The sequence below is a fragment of the Pseudomonas sp. genome (assembly GCF_026224925.1).
Lineage (GTDB): Bacteria > Pseudomonadota > Gammaproteobacteria > Pseudomonadales > Pseudomonadaceae > Aquipseudomonas.
Map to the genome: position 1 here is coordinate 1 of NZ_JAMFRV010000293.1, position 6,088 is coordinate 6,088.

Consider the following 6,088-nt stretch of genomic DNA (forward strand, 5'->3'; position numbering starts at 1 on the left):
CAATTAATTCATGACCCAGCGTCTGTGCGCTGGGCGCGAGGAGATAGAAATGGTCTTTCCCCCCCTTGTTCAAGAGCGCCTGGCCGCGTGGGCAGCGTCTGCAAACGATTTCGGCCCCCATCTTTTAGGGCTACCGACCGACATCACCATGGCTGAGCAACGTGAAGCTTATACACGAGTGCTGGCCACTCATCCTGTGCCGGAGAGTGTCACCAGCACCGATGTCGACATGGGCGGAGTGCGTGGCGTTTTGGTTACCCCCGATAATCTCGATGGCGACAAAATACTTTTTTACATTCATGGTGGGGGCTACGTAGCCGGCAGCCCCGAAGGCTATCTGGGCCTCGCCGGACACTATGCCAAGTTGCTTGGGGCTAAGGTCTATATGCCGGACTACCGCCTGGCTCCAGAGCACCCCTTTCCCATCCCGATCAACGACACGTTTGCGGCCTATAAATGGCTGTTGAGCCAAGGCCACGACGCCAATTCAATCGTCTTTTCCGGCGACTCTGCTGGCGGTGCGATGGTGGTATCGGTCATGGTCAAGGCGAGAAATGCCGGGTTGCCGCTACCCGCTGGGGGTGTTGCCATTTCGCCCTGGGCAAACTTGGAACATACCGGTACGTCGGCGCGTAGCCGCGACGGACTGGACCCGCAAGCTAGCCTTGAGGGACTGACCATATTGGCTAAAGCATTTCTGAATGGAGCATTGCCCTCTGATCCGGACGCATCGCCAGTATTTGCCGATGTGCGCGGCTTGCCGCCGATATTGGTACAAATCGGCGAGAATGAGGTGATGCTCAGCGATGCAATCCGATTGGCAAGCCATTTGGGTGAAAACAGGGTTCGGGTGTCGCTTGAAGTGTGGCCTGGCATGTTCCATGTGTGGCATCAATTCGCAGCCATACTTCCTGAAGGGATGCAGGCATTGGAAAACGCTGCCACATTCCTTGATCAGGCTCTGGACCTGGCCGCCAATAAATGATCAGTGAAGAATAACGTTGATACGCATCGAGCCCTGATGGGCTCGATGCATTCATTCCAGAGATTTTGCAAATATTAGCGTCTGCCGATCCCAGCACAATGATTGCTTGCGCATAAAGGAGTAGAAATCGCGGCTGGCTGGAATGATCTCTATGTACTCTGCCAATACGCCTTCAGGCTCCTCCCCCTGAATCATTACCACTCTGGCTCCTCTCGGCGTCGTGCTTGTCGTCAGTAATTGCACCGCGCCAGACTCCATCGACGCCATCAAAGCATCGAACTCACTGACGGCATAGCCAAGATGATGCAAGCCGTACCCTCGAATGTCCGCCCACTCCTTGAAAATTGACGATGAACCTTGGTCGGGACAAACCAATTCGTACATAAGGTTTCCCGCATAGGCCAGAGCAATACGAGCCCCCATAGGCGTAGGGACGCCCCGGTAGACAGTTGAGTCCAGATCGGTGGGGATCCGAGGCAAAATAAACCACGGCCCAGCACCGGCAAGAAGAGAAAACTGAGCCATTGCCTGTTCGAGATTTTCGACCACGAAGCACAGTTGAATCAAGGGACAATCTACAACTGAGGGAGCAAAGTCGTTTCGTATGCACTGCGATGACATGAAGACTCCTTTGTCACAAAACAATCGGTCGTGCATTCAACGAGGCATGGCGTTAAAGGCATGAAATTCGTCGCATGCTCCGAAGTGGAGCTATCAGGTTATGGCTTCGATTGAAGGGCGATACTTGCAGTCATTTTTATCCTCGTGCGAACCAACTGAATTCTAGGAGCGCGCGTGTGGATGCTCGAGAAAACTCAGAATATGTGGAATGACGACCTCGGACGCTTCGAGTAATGGACTGTGCCCAATACCTTCGAGCCTAATTAATTTGGCATTCGGCAAGCCAGCTGCGACTTCATCCGCCCAGGCAGGCGGGCGGGGCATATCTTCAGTGCCAGAAAAGATCAGTGAGGGAGTCGTCAACCTGGACAGGAGCGGCACAGCGCTTTTTCTCTCAATAACACCAAGAATCGCGGGCCATATTGAGAGCGGCGTTGTCTCCATGCGAGCCCTCCAGTAATTAAGCATTTCCTGTTTTGCAGGATTGTGGCGAGTGGACTCACCAAACATTACGGTCATGAGGGTATCTAAATTTTCACCAACAAATCCGGTCGTAGATGCTGCATCGAGCCAGCTTCGGACCCATTCGATCTGCTCAGGTGGTTCGCTTCTGGCGGACGATCCAAGCATCACTAAACTGCGGAAGACCTCAGGGCGGCGCGCAGCCAACCGCAGCGCCACATCTCCGCCCATTGATTGAGCCACCAAATTTACCGAACGGAGTTGCAGGTGATCGATTAACGCGTCGATGTCATCGGCGCATGTTTCCATATCAATGACGGCGTCATGAGCCAGCGCACTTCTACCCTGCCCCCGAAAGTCGGGGCGGATGACGCGGAAACGGCCTCGTGCATCTGACACGAGCTGATCGAACATTGTCCCATCCAACCATAAAGAGTGAAGACAGAGCACTACAGGCAAATCATTCTCGGCAGTGTCTTCTACCCATAGCACTGTATCGCGCACATTGATGGCAGCAGCTGTACCCATGACCATTCTCCTTGTTCTTATTGATTGCACGGGCGACAGCACGCCCGTTGCTCGAACGATACTACAAGTCCCTGCGTTAATGTCAATATTTGATATTAATTTCAATATATGAAATATGCACGGCAACGACTTTCGGGAAATGATCAAACCAAGTGGCGGCGCGGAGGGAATTTTCAGTGATTGATCAAAGCATTCATGGGCTGAAAAACGGCACAGCTTTTGGCAATCGCTAATCCATAGCGATTTGCAACAGTTCGTTGAGCACTGAGGATCGGCACAGATTGGCCAGATTTATACGACGTGAAGGTCGGGGCGCTCAGACAACCTGTCTGACGGTGCCCTCCCCTGCGGCAATACGATGATTATGAGCGGTGGCTGATGCGTTGAGTCGCTTCGAGCATAACGCCGAAGATGAGGTCTATCTGAAGCTTCTCGATCAGCAGGCTTGCGAGCAACACCCCTACTTCCTTCTCCTATGACGTCCACCGTGTCCTGGGCATCGTCCGGGTAGCCGCTATCAAAGAAGCTGTATATCCCCGCCCAGCTTTGGCTAGGACATTCAGTCCCGCCATGCTGGCACGAGGGGCAAAGAGCATTTATGAGCGGCAACTGTTACCAAAGCGAATAGGTGTAGTTTATGTAAAAACGGGTTTGATCCTGATCCTGGGCTGTAGATGTTGGCAGCTCGGTGCGATAGTTTCCGCGACGAAGTGAGAAGCCTAATCCTTTGAGCGAACCGCTTTTGATCGCGTAGTCCAACCGATAATCACTCTCCCATTCGCTGTATCGCCCGGTCGTTGCATTGCCAATACCTCGGATGTCCTGACCTTTGACATACGTCCACTGAGCTTTCAGCCCTGGAACACCAAGACCAGCAAAGTCAAACCGATAGATACCAAAACTAGAATTTTCCCCCGCACAGGTAAAATTGTTAATCATGATATCGGTGTAAAGATAGACACTGGCGCCTCCCTAGCCTTCTGAACGCCCGCGACCATCAACAAGGTTGCCGTTAGTAACGTAGGGCATACCGCCGCTATCACTGACGCGCTGATGGCCGAGGGTCAGTGAGTTGCCGCCAAGCGTATAAGTAAACGCAGCAGACCACGTATTGTTATCTATCTTCCCTAGTCCGCCAGCGTTATAGCCATTTTTGTACTGGTAGTTGGTATTGCTACCGTTTTCTCCATCAGAATGGCTGTTGAAGTAACGCAGATCGGTTTTGAAAGACTGGTCAGGTGATATCTGGAAATCACGGATTAAACCTAAAAAGGACTGACCGTAGTAGTCTTCCAGTTGCGCATAATAATACTGGAGCATCAGGTCCTTCGTAGGTTTCCAGTCTGCGCCCGCGAAACGGAATGCATCGGAACCCTTGCGTCCACCCGCAGAAATGCCGGCCCAGTTACTCGAGGCTCGACCGATGGCGCGGTTTAGTTCGCCTGCCGTATAAGTGACGTCAGCAAACTCTTTGGAAATAACCATCGTACCTTGAAAGAACTGAGGAAGTAGGCGCGCGTCGTTAGCTACCAAAATCGGTAGGTTGGGAGCCAGCGCATTGCCTGCCTTCAACTCGGTTTGGGATAGCTTGATCTTGGCATTGGCACCTAGGCGGCTCCAGTTATCAACCGGGGTGCCATCTGAATCTACGTGGCTGACGGTATTACTGGTAGAGGCGCTGTGAGGAGAAATGCCACCGCCGAGGTTCACACCCAGCAATCCTTGGGCATCGAGCCCAAACCCAATAAGTCCTTGCGTATAACCAGAGCTAAAATCAAATTTCAAGCCTGTTACCGACTGCCGCTGATCCACTCCTTTAGGCCCACGCTGATCCCCTTCAAAATAGAGCGAGCGAGAGCTGACGGAGGCTTTACTGTCATCCAGAAAACCGGAGGAATAGGCGTGTTGATTTAATGCGGCCAAAGTCAGGCCGAGCGCCATTTTGTCTTTGTTCATCTATATTCTCCCCATGCAAGAGTAAAGACTGTTGTAAGCAGGAAATTCTTTTTTTTGTTTGCCAACTTAAATAGCTTCGATACTTCGCAGGCAGCGTATTTAACTATTATTTTTATAGTTCTGTCCTTGAGCGATTAAGGACAGCAGAGCAACATGAACTTATGGATTACATAAAGGCCGAGTTGGCAACAAAGTGGCCAGGCCCTACCTCCAGATAGCTCACGTCCGGCGCATGATAGTCAACATCATAAATTCTGCTCGGCACAACTTCTTCCATAAGGCTGAACGGTTTCCTGGGGGCGTTTAAATCAGCCGAAGGAACGGCGCTCAATAACTTTTGGGTGTAGGCATGATGCGGATTTTCAAATACCGAGCGACGCGGGCCAATTTCAACAATACGACCGTGGTACATCACCCCCACCCGATGACTGACCCGCTCAACCACTGCAAGGTCATGGGAGATGAACAGGAATGAAATCCCCATATCACGTTGCAAATCCTGCAGAAGATTGATCACTTGAGCCTGAATGGACACGTCCAGTGCCGATACCGCTTCATCGGCAATGATGAGCTTGGGGGATAGCGTCAGCGCGCGTGCGATGCAGATCCGCTGCCGTTGTCCTCCGGAAAACTCGTGCGGATAACGTTGCGCATGTTCAGGAGACAACCCAACTCGCTCCAACAGGTTTCGTACCCGCTTGCGTGCCTCGGCGCCCCGCGCAATGTTATGAACATGCAGCGGCTCTAACAGGCTGTCCTCGATGGTCAGGCGCGGGTTTAGGGATGCATAAGGGTCTTGAAAGACCATTTGAATGTCGCGACGCAGTGTCTTCAAACCGCTCTTGTTCAACGAGGCAAGGTTTTTACCGCCGAAGACGATATCCCCTCCCTGTATGGGCATCAGGCCGGCGATCGCGCGAGCGCTAGTTGATTTGCCACATCCGGACTCGCCCACCAGCGCCAATGTTTCACCTGAGTAGATGTCGAAGTCGATGGCTTCGACGGCATGAACCCGGCGTCTGACTTTTCCGAAGAGACCGCCCTTGAGGTCATATCGAATGGATAACGACTTTACACTCAGGATGGGTGGATGTTCGTAATCAGGGGCCACGTTACGGGCTGGTTCCAATCTCGGTGAGGTTTCACCGGTTTTATCATCGATCAGCGGAAATCTTGCGGGCAAACAAGTGCCGTGCATTGAGCCAATTTTAGGAACCGCGGCCAGCAGTGCGCGGGTATAGGGTTGCTGAGGTGACTGCAGAATAGCCTTGGCGGGGCCCTGCTCAACGGTCTCGCCTTTTTTCATCACCATCACTTGGTCTGCGACCTCTGCAACGACGCCCATATCGTGCGTGATAAAGATAACGCCCATTGCTAGGCTGCTTTGCAGTTCTTTAATGATGCGCAGAATCTGCGCCTGGACTGTTACGTCCAGCGCGGTTGTCGGCTCGTCGGCGATCAGCAAGGTCGGCTCACAGACCAGCGACATGGCAATCATGATGCGCTGGCGCATCCCGCCGGAAAGCTCGTGGGGAA

Annotated in this window: 4 protein-coding genes and 1 pseudogene; 1 reads left to right on the forward strand and 4 read right to left on the reverse strand. The window is 52.6% G+C overall.

The window, feature by feature from the left end; genetic code table 11:
* The first annotated feature begins 49 nt into the window (after window positions 1-49).
* Window positions 50-985: an alpha/beta hydrolase gene (locus M0974_RS12655; RefSeq protein ID WP_297836787.1), complete on the forward strand. Its 936-nt coding sequence runs from the start codon at window positions 50-52 to the stop codon at window positions 983-985.
* A gap of 51 nt (window positions 986-1,036) precedes the next feature.
* Here M0974_RS12655 and M0974_RS12660 read toward each other — a convergent pair whose 3' ends face one another.
* From M0974_RS12660 to M0974_RS12675, 4 genes and pseudogenes are all read right to left on the reverse strand, one after another.
* The gene (locus M0974_RS12660; protein WP_297836791.1) at window positions 1,037-1,606 is read right to left on the reverse strand and encodes a VOC family protein; all 570 of its coding nucleotides are present in this window, start codon (window positions 1,604-1,606) and stop codon (window positions 1,037-1,039) included.
* Window positions 1,607-1,768: 162 nt separating this feature from the next.
* Window positions 1,769-2,596, reverse strand: a complete 828-nt coding sequence (locus M0974_RS12665) for an alpha/beta hydrolase (protein ID WP_297836794.1) — start codon at window positions 2,594-2,596, stop codon at window positions 1,769-1,771.
* Between the two features lie 612 nt (window positions 2,597-3,208).
* Window positions 3,209-4,552, reverse strand: a pseudogene (locus tag M0974_RS12670) (OprD family outer membrane porin).
* Between the two features lie 166 nt (window positions 4,553-4,718).
* On the reverse strand, window positions 4,719-6,088 hold a 1,370-nt coding region (locus M0974_RS12675; protein ID WP_297836797.1), incomplete at its 5' end, for a dipeptide ABC transporter ATP-binding protein.

Coding starts and splice junctions, on each gene's coding strand:
- M0974_RS12655 (WP_297836787.1), top strand. CDS start 50: ATGGTCTTTCCCCCCCTTGTTCAAGAGCGCCTGGCCGCGTGGGCAGCG.
- M0974_RS12660 (WP_297836791.1), bottom strand. CDS start 1,606: ATGTCATCGCAGTGCATACGAAACGACTTTGCTCCCTCAGTTGTAGAT.
- M0974_RS12665 (WP_297836794.1), bottom strand. CDS start 2,596: ATGGGTACAGCTGCTGCCATCAATGTGCGCGATACAGTGCTATGGGTA.